The sequence below is a fragment of the Candidatus Leptofilum sp. genome (genome assembly GCF_965223285.1).
Taxonomy (GTDB): domain Bacteria; phylum Chloroflexota; class Anaerolineae; order Promineifilales; family Promineifilaceae; genus Leptofilum.
Window position 1 is genome coordinate 3,512,564 of the sequence record NZ_OZ244997.1, and the last position, 13,522, is coordinate 3,526,085.

12 protein-coding genes are annotated in these 13,522 nt (G+C 53.9%); 10 read left to right on the forward strand and 2 right to left on the reverse strand.

Annotated features, from left to right (window positions below; translation table 11 throughout):
* The first annotated feature begins 2 nt into the window (after positions 1–2).
* Both rsgA and ACOQPU_RS15885 read left to right on the forward strand, forming a co-directional pair.
* Positions 3–953, forward strand: coding sequence for a ribosome small subunit-dependent GTPase A (gene rsgA, locus ACOQPU_RS15880; RefSeq protein WP_420640812.1), 951 nt, complete (start codon positions 3–5; stop codon positions 951–953).
* A 229-nt stretch (positions 954–1,182) separates the two neighbouring features.
* Complete coding sequence (locus tag ACOQPU_RS15885; protein WP_420640813.1) at positions 1,183–1,539, forward strand: LiaF transmembrane domain-containing protein; 357 nt, start codon at positions 1,183–1,185, stop codon at positions 1,537–1,539.
* 46 nt (positions 1,540–1,585) lie between these two features.
* Here ACOQPU_RS15885 and ACOQPU_RS15890 read toward each other — a convergent pair whose 3' ends face one another.
* Both ACOQPU_RS15890 and ACOQPU_RS15895 read right to left on the reverse strand, forming a co-directional pair.
* Entirely contained in the window at positions 1,586–2,248 is a 663-nt protein-coding gene (locus ACOQPU_RS15890; RefSeq protein WP_420645803.1) for an IS630 family transposase, read from the reverse strand.
* A gap of 11 nt (positions 2,249–2,259) precedes the next feature.
* Entirely contained in the window at positions 2,260–2,712 is a 453-nt protein-coding gene (locus ACOQPU_RS15895; protein WP_420640814.1) for a helix-turn-helix domain-containing protein, read from the reverse strand.
* Positions 2,713–2,838: 126 nt separating this feature from the next.
* Here ACOQPU_RS15895 and ACOQPU_RS15900 point away from each other — a divergent pair, with 126 nt between their 5' ends.
* The 8 genes from ACOQPU_RS15900 to ACOQPU_RS15935 all read left to right on the forward strand — a co-directional run bounded on the left by ACOQPU_RS15900 (position 2,839) and on the right by ACOQPU_RS15935 (position 13,491).
* Positions 2,839–3,747 carry an ABC transporter ATP-binding protein gene (locus ACOQPU_RS15900; protein WP_420640815.1) on the forward strand — a complete coding sequence of 303 codons (909 nt, stop codon included), beginning with the start codon at positions 2,839–2,841 and terminating at the stop codon, positions 3,745–3,747.
* 99 nt (positions 3,748–3,846) lie between these two features.
* Positions 3,847–4,584, forward strand: a complete 738-nt coding sequence (locus ACOQPU_RS15905; protein ID WP_420640816.1) for an ABC transporter permease — start codon at positions 3,847–3,849, stop codon at positions 4,582–4,584.
* Between the two features lie 60 nt (positions 4,585–4,644).
* Positions 4,645–6,327: a histidine kinase gene (locus tag ACOQPU_RS15910; RefSeq protein WP_420640817.1), complete on the forward strand. Its 1,683-nt coding sequence runs from the start codon at positions 4,645–4,647 to the stop codon at positions 6,325–6,327.
* A complete protein-coding gene (locus ACOQPU_RS15915; RefSeq protein WP_420640818.1) occupies positions 6,324–7,544 on the forward strand; it encodes a sensor histidine kinase in 1,221 nt (406 codons plus the stop codon). The genes ACOQPU_RS15910 and ACOQPU_RS15915 overlap by 4 nt, the downstream gene beginning before the upstream one ends.
* A 67-nt stretch (positions 7,545–7,611) precedes the next feature.
* Entirely contained in the window at positions 7,612–8,247 is a 636-nt protein-coding gene (locus ACOQPU_RS15920) for a response regulator (protein WP_420640819.1), read from the forward strand.
* 129 nt (positions 8,248–8,376) lie between these two features.
* The gene (locus tag ACOQPU_RS15925; RefSeq protein ID WP_420640820.1) at positions 8,377–9,156 is read left to right on the forward strand and encodes an ABC transporter ATP-binding protein; all 780 of its coding nucleotides are present in this window, start codon (positions 8,377–8,379) and stop codon (positions 9,154–9,156) included.
* Positions 9,144–10,856 carry a hypothetical protein gene (locus ACOQPU_RS15930; protein ID WP_420640821.1) on the forward strand — a complete coding sequence of 571 codons (1,713 nt, stop codon included), beginning with the start codon at positions 9,144–9,146 and terminating at the stop codon, positions 10,854–10,856. Before ACOQPU_RS15925 ends, ACOQPU_RS15930 begins: the two co-directional genes overlap by 13 nt.
* Before the next feature lie 235 nt (positions 10,857–11,091).
* Complete coding sequence (locus ACOQPU_RS15935) at positions 11,092–13,491, forward strand: Lon protease family protein (RefSeq protein ID WP_420640822.1); 2,400 nt, start codon at positions 11,092–11,094, stop codon at positions 13,489–13,491.
* Positions 13,492–13,522 lie beyond the last annotated feature (31 nt).

Below are 13,522 nucleotides of genomic sequence, written 5' to 3' on the forward strand. Positions count from 1 at the left end.
ACATGACAGAAAAACTGGAAGGACGGGTCATCAAAGCCATTAGCGGTTTTTACACCGTAGAAATTGAGGGACGGGAGCCAATTGTGGCCCAGATTGCCGGGCGGCTCAAGCAGGAATGGCATAGCAGCACCCTCGTCGCTGCCGGGGATTGGGTCACGATTTCTCTCAATCCCGACGGCACTGGCACGGTAGAAGCCGTGGCCGAGCGCACCTCGGTACTCTCGCGCAGCCGCCCCACGGCCGCGCCCACCCGCAAAATGGCCGCTGACCAAGAGCAGGTGCTGGTCGCCAACCTGGATCAGGTCATTTTTGTCTTTGCCGTAAAAAATCCCACCTCTAATCTGCGTAAGCTAGATCGCTTCTTGGTGGTGGCAGAAATGAACGAACTGCCCGCCGTCATTTGCCTCAACAAGATCGATCTGGACAAAAAGGGAAAGGTTCAGGCGCAATTCCAGCGGTATGCTGACATTGGCTACCCAGTTTTGCACACCAGCACCCAAACCGGCGAGGGCGTTGCCGAACTTAAGGAACTGCTGCACGGCAAGATTTCGGTGCTGGCTGGTTCGTCGGGCGTGGGCAAATCGAGCCTGCTCAACGAAATTCAGCCTGGCCTGGGGCTGAAGGTGAGCCACGTGAGCGGGGCCACAGGCAAGGGGATGCACACCACGCGCTTTGCGGAATTGTTTCCACTGGACGACGGCGGCTACGTGGCCGACACGCCCGGCATTCGCGGTTTGGCCTTGTTTGATTTGGAGCCATACGAATTGGATGCGTACTTCCGCGAGATTGCGCCGCTGGTTTCTGACTGCCAGTTTAGCGATTGCAGCCATCGGCATGAGCCGGGGTGTGCGGTGTTGGCAGCAGTAAAAGACGGCCGTATCCACCCCGCCCGCTATGACAGTTACCTCCGCCTCCGCGAAGAACACGAAACGTTAGACGAAGAAAATTATTAGCCTCCGCAGGACTGGCAATCCTGTAGGTATCGTTTCTCATCTCTAAACAGGTGAGGACTGCCAGTCCTTTATCAACCGATCGGTTGATACGGCCGTATCCATTCCACTGACTGCACAATCCACCAAATGCAACCCACAATTCCATCGCCTGATGGGTTACTTTCGCCTGCCTACCCAGTAAGATTTAAGCATATTCGGCAACAACTTAAGTTCAACAAGGAGTGGAATCGTGAATAACCAAGAATTAAAAAATAAAGCAAAGGGACAAAACAACAACACGATCATGGCTGTTATTTTTATCGTCATTGGTGCAGTTTTGATGGTCGCCAACGTTACAGATTTCTCGTTCCAGAACTGGTGGGCACTGTTTATGCTCATCCCGCTGGCAGGGTTTGCACAGAACATCTATAGCGACTATCGGGCAAACGGCCGTCTCACTTCCGCCAGCACAGGAGCCATCATCACCAGCCTGGCCATCCTCCTCGCTGCCTCAATCTTCCTATTTGAAGCCATCACCTGGGGTATGATCTGGCCTGTTGGTCTTATTTTTGCCGGTCTGTCCATGTTTCTGGGCAGCCGTTCCTAAGTGCTTTGTAAACAAAGTATATTTAGAAATATAAGGCGTTAACAAATTACTGAACGTTAACAATTGGATAAAGTCGCTTCAGTTTAATGCGAGCATCAGTGCAAGTAAATTGCCAATCAACACCCACTTGGCGTTTATTGCGTTGTGTTTCCCAAGCTGCTACTTGGTTGCGAACTTCGTCAATATCCACCTTCCGTCGCTTCAATGCCTGACGACGTAAAACAGATAATTCACATTCAGCAATATTGAGCCAACTGCCATGCTCTGGTGTGTAATGCCATTCAAGTTTGTCCGCAATCCGGCGTGCTTCTGCTGGTTCATACCGTTCATATAAAGAAGCGATATGGTGAATGTTCAAGTTATCCACAACCAAGACAATCGTCTCTGCATCAGGATAAACCTCGTCGACTAATGATTTCAACACCTGTGCAAATTCAATCTTGCGGCGTTGTGGATAAATCCATGTTTTGCGAAATCCGGCTAATGGTTCGACGGCCAGAAAAAGGGAACACTTCCCATGTCGTTGGTACTCATAGTCTTCTCGAACGGGTTGTCCTGGTTGCAGCGGAATTTCACCTCTTGGTGTTGACCGCAACGCTTTTTGAATTTCATCCAGGCAAACCATCGGCCGTTTCGGGTCGTAGGGTCGTTCATAAACGGAGAGGACATCTTCCATTTTGGCGACAAAGCGTGCCCCAGGTTTGGGCAGACACCACGATTTTACTTGCCAAGGCTTGAGTTCATTTTTTTTAGCTTATTTCCTATGGCGGTGTGACTAATCTCATCAACCACCTCTAGTTTTACCAGCCCATCAGCCAATAATCTCAGTGTCCACCGGTCATACCCCTCTGGTGGTTCGCTGCATGTCAAGGCAATCAGTTGTGCTTCTACATCTCCAGTCATTTTTGTCACCGGCCGCCCTGATCGTGGTTGGTCGTACAACGCTCTGTCCACACCACTTTCAAAGTAACGTCGTTTGATTTGGCTGACAGTAACATTGGATAGCATGGTTGCTTCTGCGACTTGAGCCAAGGTTCTCTTCTCCCCTTCGCTGCGGTTGAGTAGAAGCAACACCCTTGCCCGACTGATCACCCTTGCTTTGTGTTCACCCGACTTTATCAATTGTTCAAGTTCAGTTTTTTCATTTTGTGGAAGTTTTATATGTTTTGCCATTCCACAAGTTTATTCGATAACTATGTTTACTAACAAATTTGCTTTACAGAGCACTAAGTAACTGAGTAATCCCAGAAGTTCAACTTTTTGAAAAAGTTGAACTTCTCTTTTGCATAGAGGTTTAACATGAACGTTATTGAAGTACAAAACTTACGCAAAGAATATGGCAGCACCATCGCCGTAGACAACATCTCCTTTAATGTGGCGCAAGGCGAAATCTTTTGCATTGTGGGGCCAAACGGTGCAGGCAAAAGCACCACCGTCGAATCGATCATGGGGCTGCGCCAGCCAGATAGCGGCCGTATCCGCGTTCTCGGTTTAGACCCACAAAAACAAGAGCATGAGCTACGCCAGCGCATTGGCATTCAGCTACAGCAAGCCGCCTTACCGGAGCGGCTCAAGGTGTGGGAAGCCCTCAATTTATACAGTGCCTTCTACGACAAAACCGTCTCTTGGGAAAAACTGCTAGAAGATTGGGGCCTCACCGAAAAGCGCACAACCAACTTCAAGAATCTATCTGGTGGGCAAAAGCAGCGGCTCTTTATTGCCCTGGCCTTGCTAAATGACCCCGAACTCGTCTTTTTGGATGAGCTGACCACCGGACTAGACCCGCAGGCCCGTCGCGCCACCTGGGATGCCGTTCGCGCCATTCGTGACCAGGGCAAAACGGTGGTGCTGGTAACACACTTCATGGACGAGGCGGAAGAGTTAGCCGACCGCATTGCCATCATCGACCAAGGCAATGTTGTCGCATTGGATACACCCAGCGCACTTATTCAAAGTTTGAACGCAGACACCCGCGTCCGCTTCACCAACTACAACGGGTATGATCCGCAGCAGCTACGCATCGTTACAGGCGTCACGGATGTGGAGCAGCGGGGTAAGCAGGTGATTGTGCAGGGCAACGGTGCGTTGCTGGCGCACGTCGCCACCGCCCTGGCGGAGCATGACATCACGCCCACTGACCTGCGCGTGGAGCAGGCCGATCTGGAAGATGTATTTTTGGCCCTCACTGGCCGCAGTATCAGAAATTGAGCGAGTAGCTAGTTTGTTAGTGGCTAGTTGCTTCTGTAATTGACTAGCCACTAACCACCAGCCACTATTGCCACTAACCATTATTAACGAGGAAACCTAATGAACGCTTTACGAAAAATGACCTGGGTTGAATTTAAGCTGGCTTTGCGTGAGCCAATTGCCACCTTTTTTACGCTGGTTTTTCCAGTTTTGATTTTATTCCTGTTTGGCAGCATTTATGGCAACGAGCCGTCTGAATTTTTGGGCGGGCGGGGCAACGTAGATAACTCGGTGCCTGGCTACATTGCCATGGTAATTGCCACCACGGGCATGATGAGCCTGCCCATTGGCTTGGCCACTTACCGCGAATTGGGCGTACTGCGCCGCTACCGAGCCACGCCACTGCGTCCGCAAACATTGCTAGGGGCACGTATTATCGTCCACACAGTTATTTCTGTAATTGGGTCTGCTATTTTAATCACTGCTGGCGTACTGATATACGATATGGTGCTGCCAGTGAACGTTCCGGCCGTCATTCTGGCTTTTTTGCTGGGCAATGTGGGCTTTTTGGCGGTTGGCTTTTTGCTCGCCAGCGTGCTGCCGAATGCGAATACGGCAACGGCCGTTGGCATGGCCGTGCTGTATCCAATGTTATTCTTGTCCGGGGCTGGCCTGCCCCGCGAAATTTTGCCCGACAATTTGGTGAAGTTTGGCAACTTCCTGCCGCTTACGCATGTGGTGGATTTGCTGAAGGACGTTTGGTACAGCAACACCTGGAACATCACACCGATTGCCGTCATTGTAGGGATGACTTTGTTGGCTGGTGCGCTGTCTGTACGCACTTTCCGCTGGGAGTAGTTGATAGGTGACAGGCACTTTGAAAGTGCCTGTCACCTCCGCAAACGGTATTAGGTTATAATGATGCACACCATGACCCAAGAAACGGCCGTTGCCACCCCCGCACCTCCCCACAGCCACCGCCTTAAAACTTGGCTGGCCGAACTGCGCGATGTGAAGTGGCCCTGGGTTACCTTTCCTGGGCTGGCTATTGTTCTCATCAACGTGGTGGTCATTGGCACTATCATTTCTATCTACGCGTCGATTGTTTCCATAGACCTGCAATCCCCCGAACAGACCGCCGAAGCAGTGAGCAGCGGAGCCGTCGTTATTGGCACCTACGCCTCCCCGGTATCCCAATTTTTCATTACGATTCTTATTTCATTTTGGGTGTGCAAGCGACAAGGAACGGCCGTTTTTTGGTATGGGCTGCTTATCGGCATTGTCAGCGGCATTGCCACTGCCTTCCAGGTAGCTCTATTTGCTGGTGTCCCGCTGCACTTTCTCTTTGATTTTACGCTTCTCACCTTTTTGCCTGTGCCCATGCTGGCAGGTTGGCTTGGCGCACGGCGCAGCCAGAAGGTGCTGGCTGGGCAGCAGCGTCTTTACCTCACCAGCCAGGCCATCGCCCAAGCTCCAACCCCTAATGCGATTGTAAATGCCATCGGTACGCATTTGGCCACCGCCAACGTGAACCAAATTGGTTTGTGGGAGATTTTGCTGCAAGGGGACGGCGGTCGCCCAACGGCCGTATCCCTCCTCGCCGCCTGGACCGCCAAACAAGATGAAAGCTGGCAGCCGGGCTTGCAGCTTACCGCCGACACCACCCATTCACTCACCCGCCTTTCACCAGAATCCAGCCTGCAAATCAAAGCGATTGAGCTACCGGACACCGAAAAGCGAAGCTGGGAAGCGTTGGGCGCGCGCTCTGCCCTGCTCATTCCCCTGGTAACGCCCACGGGAAGCTGGGTTGGCCTGCTCACCGTCACCTCCCCTGCCAGCGGTGGCCTTTCGCGCAGCAGCGAGCAGGATTTTGTGACCATTGCCGCGCAAGTGGCGCTGGTTTTGGATAATTTACGCTTGGTGGCTCAGGCAAAGGAAACGGCCGTGCTGCGCGAACGTCAGCGCATGGCGCGAGAAATCCACGACACGCTGGCGCAAGGCTTTACCAGCATTGTGATGCACCTGGAAGCGGCCGAACAAGCCCTGCCCGACGACCCTAACACCCTCACCCGCCACATCACCCAGGCCAAAAGCACGGCCCGAGACAACCTGACCCAAGCCCGCCGCGTGGTGGAAGATTTGCGCCCGGAAGTGCTGGAAAGTGCGCCGCTGTTCCAAGCCATCGAGCGGGTTGTAGAGCGATGGGCGCAGCATAGCGGCATTCTCGCCACGTTTAAGATGACGGGGCAGGTACAGCCGCTGCACCCGGAGGTGGAAGTGACGCTGTTACGCGCCACGCAGGAAGCGTTGGCCAACGTGCGCAAACATGCCCAGGCCAGCGAGACGCAGGTAACGCTCTCATATCTGGGGGACGTGGTCATTTTGGATGTGCAGGACGATGGTCGCGGGTTTGCGGCGGAAAATGGACAGGCTGGAACGGCAGCCTCGGCTCACTCAGGACAGGCCGTGTCCGGCGGGTTTGGTTTGGTAGCCATGCGGCAGCGCATAGATGAACTGGCGGGCGAGTTGGTGATTGAATCTGACCCGGCCGAAGGCACCACGCTGATGGTTAGCATCCCCACAGGAGCGCAGCCGCAATGAGTCAAGAGAAATTAGCAACCCAACCGATGAGCGATAGGGAATTATGGATTCGTTCTGTTTGGCTATGGTCAACGGTTTTTGTCCTGTCCTTTGTGGCGGCTTTTAGCGTCTATTTTTTCGAGAACGGCCGTACCGAGGAACTGCCCCTGGTTATCGCCCTGACGCTTGGCGTAATTGGCTGGCATTTGGGCGCGATGTGGCGCTTTGGCCGCCAACTAAATTTCCGCGAAGACCTACGATTAACCATACCATATACTGTCGGGCAGGTTCTGTTTTGGATAGCCCTGGTTCAGGTCGATGAGGCGTTTTATTTTGGTTTAGCGGGGGTGTTTAGCCAACTGTTCTTTACGCTGCCTATGCTCTTTGCAGCGATTTTTTCAATTGTAGTAGCCATACTCATTGTGCTGTTGCAAACGGTCTTGGATGGGCAGCCATTCTCCTGGACGCTGATGCTGTTTTATACCATTCCCACAGGCATTGGCATTGGCATGGGTGTCTGGCTCAATGCCATCATGCGCCAAAGCCAGGATCGCAAACAGTTGGCCGAAGAATTGCAGGCAACACGCAATGAATTGGCACAATCTGAGCGTCTTGCTGGGGTATTGGCCGAGCGGCAGCGGCTGGCCCACGAAATTCACGACACGTTGGCGCAGGGCTTTATTAGCATCATCATGAATTTGGAAACGGCCGAACAAGCCCTGACCGACCCCAACAGCAACGCTGCCCGCCAAATTCAGCACGCCAAAGAAACCGCCCGCCATAATTTGCAGCAAGCCCGCCGTGTCGTCGCTGATCTGCGCCCCGAATCATTAGAAAACAATTCCTTGCCTGCGGCCATCGAACGCACCGTGCAGCGGTGGAGCCAACGCCACAGCATTGCCGCCACCATGCAAACCACCGGCACGCCGCTGCCACTGCACCCCGACGTAGACGTGACGCTGCTGCGGGCCACGCAGGAAGCATTAGCCAATATTCACAAACACGCTCAGGCACAGCAAGTCAGCGTCACGCTCTCTTACATGGGGGATTCAGTGCTGCTAGACGTGCAGGATGACGGCGTGGGGCTGAACGGCGCGAAGCCATCCCCGTTTGGCGGTGGCTTTGGGCTGCAAGCGATGCGCGAACGCGCCGCCCAGTTTGGCGGTGAGCTGCTGCTGGAAAGCGACCCAGACGGCGGGACGACGGTGGTAGTGAAAATACCAATTGAAGGAGATTAGAGATTAGAGATTGGAGACTGAACAATCTCTAATCTCCAGTCTCCAATCTCCCTGTGACGGGAGAATTATGGACACAATACGCTTAATTTTGGTAGATGATCACCCCGTTGTGCGGGAAGGGCTGGCGGGGATGCTGGCTGGGCAAGCCGATTTTGATGTGATAGCCACCGCTACCGATGGAGCAGAAGCGGTGCGGCTGGATGCCCAATACCAGCCAGACGTGATCTTGATGGATTTGCGGATGCCGGGCATGGATGGGGTGACGGCCATTGGGGAGATTAAAGGGAAACGGCCGTCTGCCAACATCCTCGTCCTCACCACCTACGATAGCGACGCCGATATATTACGCGCCATCGAAGCGGGGGCCACCGGCTACCTGCTTAAAGACACCCCCCGCGAAGAGCTGTACCGCGCCATTCGCGCCGCTGCCAACGGTGAATCCGTGCTGGCTCCCGCCGTTGCCGCCCGCCTCATGACCCGCATGCGCGCCCCCGCCGAAGAAAACCTGAGCGCCCGCGAGATTGAAGTGCTGCAACTGGTCGCCAAAGGGGCTAGCAACCGGGAAATTGGGAAGAGTTTGCACATCAGCACCGCCACCGTCAAGACCCACCTCATTCACATCTTCAATAAGCTGGGGGTAGCTGATCGGACAGCGGCCGTAACCGTTGCCCTAGAACGGCAAATCATCACCCTCAACCGTTAATTTTTGGTAACCAATCCCCACATTTTTGCGTAAAGCTGCCATAAAATATGATATGATCGGCACTGCATCTAGCCATAAGCAGCAACCTCCCGGAGGTTTAAACCACCGGGAGGTTATCGAAGGGAAAACATGACGAATTGGGCCATTGAAACGCGGGGGCTGACCCGCCATTTTGATAAAAAAGTAGCGGTAGATAATCTTGATCTGACAGTAAACACGGGGGAGTTTTTTGGCTTTTTGGGGCCAAATGGGGCGGGTAAAAGCACCACCATCAACATGCTGGTGGGTTTGCTGCGCCCCACCAGCGGCACGGCGCTTATTGACGGCATTGATATGTGGGAAGACCCTTTGGCGGCTAAAGCGCGCATCGGCGTTTTGCCGGAGGGAATGCAGCTTTACCAGCGGCTGACGGCGCGGGAGTACGTGCGCTTCTCTGGCACGATGTATGGCGTACCCAAAGGCGAAGTGGAGCAGCGCACCGACGAACTGCTAGACCTGCTCACCCTTACCGATGACGCCAACAAACTGATTGTGGATTATTCGCACGGGATGCGGAAGAAGACGGCACTGGCGGCGGCGATTATCCACGCACCCCGTGTTCTCTTTTTGGACGAACCGTTTGAGGGGATTGACGCGATTTCCGGCCGGATCATTCGGGATGTGCTGGGGCGGCTGCGCGAGCATGGCACCACTATCTTTTTCTCGTCGCACATTTTGGAAGTGGTGGAGCGGTTGTGTACGCGAGTGGCGGTGATTGATGACGGCCGTCTGGTCGCTCAGGGCAGCATGGCCGAGTTACGCCACCAGGCTGAAACCGGGGATGAAACGACGCTGGAAGAGATTTTCTTGCGTGCTGTGGGTGCCTCCAGCGATTTGCACGCCGAAGGTAGGTTGTCATGGCTGCGCTAGGCGAACCCACCCCCGCCCGCTCACAGGTAGGCACGCTGTTCCGCATTCGGGGCAAGCTGACGGTGCGCCAATTTTCCCGCGAGCGAGGGCGCATCATTGGCGCAATTTTGGTCATCCTGATATTTGGCCCGATGATTATTGCCGCGGCTGTGGGTTCAGCTATTGGCTACCGAAATTTGGAAGGGCAATGGCCGACGGCTCTGTTTGGCGGTATCATGGTGGCCCTCTGGCTGCTGTGGCTTGGCTTCCCCATCGTAGCCACATCTATCAACGAAAGTGCCGACATCACCCGGCTGCTCGTCTTCCCCATCTCCCGGCGCGACCTCATTTTGAGCACGCTGCTAGGCACGCTGTTTGATTACCCTACCTACTTGATGCTGCCACTATTTGTAGCGGCGTTCATTGGATTCGGGTTTACGATTGCGTTTCCGGTGGTCATTTTGGCGATTTTGCTGTGCTATGGACATATGGTAATTATTGGGCAATTCATCTCGGTGGCGATTGGCGGCATTTTGCAGAGCCGCCGCTTTCGGGATATTGCCATCGTTTTAGCTTCTCTTTTAGGTCTCCCTTGTTACTTCATCAACGTGACTTTCCAAAGCGGCATGGAGCGGTTTATGGATTCGCTTTCGCCAGGTCAGGAGGAGGCGTTTGCTGAATCATTTGCTACGTTTCAGCCGCTGAACATTTTGCAATGGTTTCCCACAGGTGCGCCAGCGCGGGCGGTTGAGCAGGCGTTGGCCGGTTCTTGGGGAACGGCCGTCCTCTGGTTGCTTTATTCGGCCGTCATATTGGCGGCACTTACCTGGGTCTGGTCTCAGTTGCTCAATCGGCTAGCTACTGGCGGCGGCTTCCTCATCGGCGGACGGCCGCAGGCAGAAAAAGAGAAGCCAGCGGCGCAAAAAACAAATCGTGGCTCCATTTTAGACGTGCTGCCGCATGATTTGGCGGTGTTGGTAGGCAAGGAGACACGCTCCGTGTGGCGCGTGCCGCAGCGGCGCGTGGGCTTGCTGCAAGGCGTGCTGGTGCCATTTTTTATGATGGGGCCATTCCTGTTTTCTGGGGGCAACGTTTCGGGGGGTCTATCGGCCATTCCTAGCTGGTTTGCATTGACGATGCCAATTTACGCTCTCTTTTTGAGCTGGGTCAACTCGCAAAATATGTTGGCTTGGGAAGGTCGCGGCTTGCCATCGCTATTGTTAACGCCTCACCCACGCTGGCGTCTCTTTTTGGCGAAAGGAATTGTCTTCTTTTTCCTAAGTGGCATACCGTATTTAATTGTGTCTGGCCTGGTCGCCATTTTCGTTGGCGGCTGGGTTTCTAGCGTGGCCATCCCTGTCGGTTTGGGAATGGTTTTGGCAGCGATTTCAGTAACGGCCGTTACCTCTGTCCTCTTCCCCATTCCCATCAATCTGGAAGCCAAACGTACCCGAGGCGCGTTCCAATCTGGTGGCAATTTCAAAACAGGCTGCGCCTCCATTACCATTATCCCGATCGGCATCGCGGTTGTAAATTTGCCGGCTGGGGCTTTGCTGGGGCTGGCTTTCTACTTCGACTTACCCTGGCTGGGTGGCGTGGCGGCACTGGTGAGCCTTGTTTTGGGGGCTGCCTTGCTGTACGGCGGCTGTCATTTGGCTGGTAATCTGCTGATGGAACGAGAGCCGGAGCTAGTAGCAACGATGAAACTTCCGGAAGAGTAGAAATAGTAGCTGGCGGCTAGCACCAAACCAGCCACCAGCTACTAGCTCACAACATCGACAATTCCCCCCGCTTTACACTATAATGCAGCCACTTTTTTTCATCTATGTAAAAGCGGGAAAGTTTTTGAAAATGAGAAAAGCCATTTCTCCCGCTTTTACTTGAGCAAATCACAACAAAGAAGGGTCTCTTATATTAAAAACCTTCTTGTGATTTGCTTAACCTGCGGAGAGTTTCATGCCCAAAAAGAAAGCAACGGCCGTTTCCCCCCTTACCCCCGATCAATTACGCCTCACCTGCCCCACAAAAAGGTTCACCTTTGCCAACACAGCCGAGCTAGAAGCTGAAACCCAAATCATTGGTCAGCCACGCGGCACACAGTCCATTGCCTTTGGTATCGGCATTGGTAGCCACGGCTACAACATCTATGCCCTCGGCGCACATGGCACCGGGCGTGCCACCGCTATCGAGCATTTTTTGCAGCAGCAAACCCGCAACACCCCCGTCCCCAGCGACTGGATTTATGTACACAACTTTGCCGTGCCGCACCAACCACGTGCCATTGAGTTACTCCCTGGGCAGGGTGCCAAATTCAAGGCGCGCATGTCGCGGCTCATTGCCGATTTACGCCAGGATTTACCTCAGGCATTTGACACCGACTCTTACCGCGAAACGATTAACCGTATGAAAACGGAGTTCGAGCAGCAGCGTGGGGCGTTGTTGCAAACAATCCAACAAAAAGCCGCCGCCAGCAACTTTGGCCTGATGCAAACGGCCTCCGGCTTTGCCATTGTGCCCGTCCAGGACGGGCAGCAGATGAGTCCAGAGCAAATGCAGCAGATGCCCATCGAGACGCGGCAGGCAATGGAGCAAGAGGCACAAAAGCTATCGGCTGAGTTGGAGGAAGTGGTCTACCAAATCCACCAGATGGAGCTGGATGCACGGCAAAAGATGAAGCAGATTGACCGAGACGTGGCGCAAACGGCCGTTCAGCACCATTTTGAAGCACTAAAAAACGACTACGCTCAGGTAGACGAAATGTGCGTTTACCTGGATGAAGTTGAGGCAGACGTGCTAAACCAGATCGACGATTTCACATCGCCAGTAGACAGCCCTGAGGCGATTGATTTAAGCCGGTACGAAGTGAATTTGCTGGTCAACAATGCCGAGACAAAAAGTGCACCTGTGATTGTAGAAACCAACCCCACCTACAGCAATCTGTTTGGACGACTGGAATATGAAATGCGGAACGGACTGCTAACGACCCATTTTACCAACATTAAATGTGGCAGCCTGCATTGGGCCAACGGCGGCTATCTTATCCTCAACGCCCACGATTTGTTCAAATATCCGGATGCGTGGGAGGCGTTAAAACGGGCCATCAAGTCTGAGGAAATCTCGGTGCGGCCTGCTGTCATGATGAGTGGCGGCCAGGTGATGGCCAAGACGCTAGACCCGGAACCAATTCCCTTGCAGGTAAAAATCATCATGACGGGCAGCGTGGGGCTGTATTATTTGCTATTTGAGCAGGACGAGGATTTCCGCAGCCTGTTTAAGGTGCGGGCCGACTTTGATTCGACAATGCCGCGTGATGAAGCAGCGGAACAGGCGTATGCCAACTTTATTGCCAACCGCTGCCACCAGGAAAAACTGCTTCATTTTGATGCAACGGCCGTTGCCAAAGTGGTTGAGTTTGGGTCTCGCATCGCCGAAGATCAGCGTAAGTTGAGCACCGTGTTTGGCATGGTGGCGGATTTGGTGCGGGAAGCAAGCTATTGGGCCGGGGCAAACGGCCGTACCCTCGTTACCGCCCAAGATGTGCAAGAAGCGTTGGCGGAGCGCACCAAACGGGCCAATCAGCTCGAAGAGTTAATGTTTGAGCGGTTCCTGGACGGTACTGTTTTTATTGCCACAGATGGCGGCGTGGTGGGGCAAGTCAACGGCCTGTCCGTGCTGGATACCGGGGATTACTCCTTCGGCTTGCCGGGGCGCATCACCGCCCGCACCTTCATGGGGGATGATGGCATTATTCACATTGAGCGAGAAACCGAGATGTCTGGCCCCATTCATGAGAAGGGGGTGCTGACGCTCAACGGCTACCTGGGCGGCACCTATGCTCAGCATCAGCCACTGTCGCTCACGGCCAGCCTAACATTTGAGCAAAATTACAGTGGCGTGGATGGCGACAGTGCCTCTTCCACCGAACTGTATGCGTTGCTCTCCAGCCTCAGCGAAATTCCCATCAAGCAGTCGCTGGCGGTTACGGGTTCAGTGAACCAGCGGGGCGAAATTCAGCCCATCGGTGGCGTGAATGAGAAGATTGAGGGCTGGTTCCGGCTGTGCGCAGCGCGCGGCCTAACGGGGGAGCAAGGCGTGTTGATTCCGGCCAGCAACGTGGAGAATTTGATGCTGCATGAAGCGGTGGTAACGGCCGTAACCGAAGGCAACTTCCATATCTGGCCCATTCAAACGCTAGACGAAGGCATCGAACTGCTGATGGGCTTGCCCGCCGGAATACGCCAGAAAGATGGCAGTTATCCTGAAGGCACCATTCACCACGCCGTACAAGCCCGTCTACTCGAACTGGCTGAAGAACTCAACAACTTCGGCGAAGACGACGATGGTGACGATTCTTAATTCGCTAAAAAATGAATCGAAATTAGCAAAA

Bases quoted from the DNA above. Each gene is read 5' to 3' on its own strand.
- rsgA (WP_420640812.1), top strand. From the start codon at position 3: ATGACAGAAAAACTGGAAGGACGGGTCATCAAAGCCATTAGCGGTTTT.
- ACOQPU_RS15895 (WP_420640814.1), bottom strand. From the start codon at position 2,712: ATGGCAAAACATATAAAACTTCCACAAAATGAAAAAACTGAACTTGAA.
- ACOQPU_RS15900 (WP_420640815.1), top strand. From the start codon at position 2,839: ATGAACGTTATTGAAGTACAAAACTTACGCAAAGAATATGGCAGCACC.
- ACOQPU_RS15905 (WP_420640816.1), top strand. From the start codon at position 3,847: ATGAACGCTTTACGAAAAATGACCTGGGTTGAATTTAAGCTGGCTTTG.
- ACOQPU_RS15910 (WP_420640817.1), top strand. From the start codon at position 4,645: ATGATGCACACCATGACCCAAGAAACGGCCGTTGCCACCCCCGCACCT.
- ACOQPU_RS15915 (WP_420640818.1), top strand. From the start codon at position 6,324: ATGAGTCAAGAGAAATTAGCAACCCAACCGATGAGCGATAGGGAATTA.
- ACOQPU_RS15920 (WP_420640819.1), top strand. From the start codon at position 7,612: ATGGACACAATACGCTTAATTTTGGTAGATGATCACCCCGTTGTGCGG.
- ACOQPU_RS15925 (WP_420640820.1), top strand. From the start codon at position 8,377: ATGACGAATTGGGCCATTGAAACGCGGGGGCTGACCCGCCATTTTGAT.
- ACOQPU_RS15930 (WP_420640821.1), top strand. From the start codon at position 9,144: ATGGCTGCGCTAGGCGAACCCACCCCCGCCCGCTCACAGGTAGGCACG.
- ACOQPU_RS15935 (WP_420640822.1), top strand. From the start codon at position 11,092: ATGCCCAAAAAGAAAGCAACGGCCGTTTCCCCCCTTACCCCCGATCAA.